The organism is Limnospira sp. PMC 1279.21, assembly GCF_032349615.1.
GTDB classification, from domain to species: domain Bacteria; phylum Cyanobacteriota; class Cyanobacteriia; order Cyanobacteriales; family Microcoleaceae; genus Limnospira; species Limnospira fusiformis.
Genome location: NZ_JARPLU010000371.1, coordinates 1 through 1,595 on the forward strand (window position 1 = coordinate 1; position 1,595 = coordinate 1,595).

At 37.1% G+C, this 1,595-nt stretch carries 1 protein-coding gene; it reads right to left on the minus strand.

Annotated features, from left to right (window positions below; all coding sequences use genetic code 11):
• On the minus strand, positions 1 to 1,595 hold a 1,595-nt coding region (locus P5683_RS24665; protein WP_315645089.1), incomplete at both ends, for a tail fiber domain-containing protein.

The following is a 1,595-nucleotide window of genomic DNA, read 5'->3' on the forward strand; positions in this document are numbered from 1 at the left end:
GTCAGATAATCTATTTTTTTGTCGTCAACTTCAGGGCTATCTGTGTGGTCATTTTTAACTACTTCAACCGCTTCTGGATAATATTCTTGAACTTCTTGTGCGATTAATCCTATTTTGGCTTCTTTGTCACAAAAGCCATGCAACTCTGCTAATTTATTGTATTTGAATTTAATTACATTCAATTTTTTGATTAAATCTAAGCTATTAACATTCTCATTTAAAACAGTTTTAAACCTGATATCCGAAGACCCTTTGACATAATCCCCGCTGTCATTAATGTACGCAATATTTGTGCCACCTAGTCGAAATCTAGTATGTATGTTTGACGAACTTAGACCGTTGTCTTTTATGAGATACATTTGATTGTTATATACGTGTATTGGATATCTATCGCTAGGAGCACCTCGCCAAACATTACTTTCAAGAAAATTAATACCATGATATATAAATACTCTAGGATTAGCCTCTGCTTCAAGTCGCATAGAATAACTTCCCTGATGAGAAAACGCCCAGCTATTCCCTCCAACTCTACTATTTAGTACTAAACTTGCCGTACTAGCAATAGACCCTATTCGGCGTATGTCAAACCCCCTCCAAACATTAAAATTAATAAGCATATTTCCATCGGGGAAACTTTCATCAGTCGTAAAAGTTACTGGATTATTTGTTATGTTAAATGTTTTAATTCCGGTTATTGTTTGATTTCCAGAGGTTCTTAATACAGTTGAATCTACATTAATTGTTCTATTAGCTGCTAATGTTCCCCCACCACTTAAACCATCTCCTGCGGTTAATGTAATGTTTGAATGAGTATGAGTTGTAGGTGTTCTAGCATCAGATAATCTACTATCATTACCTTGACAAGCTGTTCCCGCTGTAGTCCCATACGCTACAGCCCATGTAGTAGCAGCACTACCATTAAAATTATTTCCAGTTAATCCTGTACCATTTGTTAATGTATTTGGAGTATTTGCAGTTATCGTTATATTAGCGCTGCCATTAAATGAGGTCCCATTAATAGTTCTAGCTGTTTGAAGTGTAGTTGAAGTTGAAGCGTTACCTACTAAATTACCAGTTATACCAGCGCTACTAAATAAAGCTCGTTGTACACCACCAGTTGTGATTGCTAACTGGTCAGCAACAGGTCGATAAATACCTGTATCTAAATCGCCAGTCCAACTAAAGCTAGGTAAATTAACAGTATCCGAAGCATTACCTAAAAATTTAGCAAAGTCTACTGTACCTGACCCAGTTAAATTAGTCATACCACTATAGCTACCAGATATACTGGCATTTGGTACAGCACCAGATAGATTAGCTGCATTTAAACTGGTAACAGGAATAGTAATATTAGCACTGCCATTAAAACTGGTTGCTGTACCTGTAGCCGCACCAGATAATGCAATTGTTCTAGCTGTAGTTAATGTAGCTGAACTTGATACACTTTTAACTGAGTCAGCAGTATTATCTACGTTACCTAGACCAACATCTCCCTTAATTAAAGTTACAGCGCCTGTCTTACCAGCAACTGAAGTGACTGGAGCAGTAGGCAATGTTGTCCAATTCAAACTACCAGCAGTTGCACCCGCAGTTAT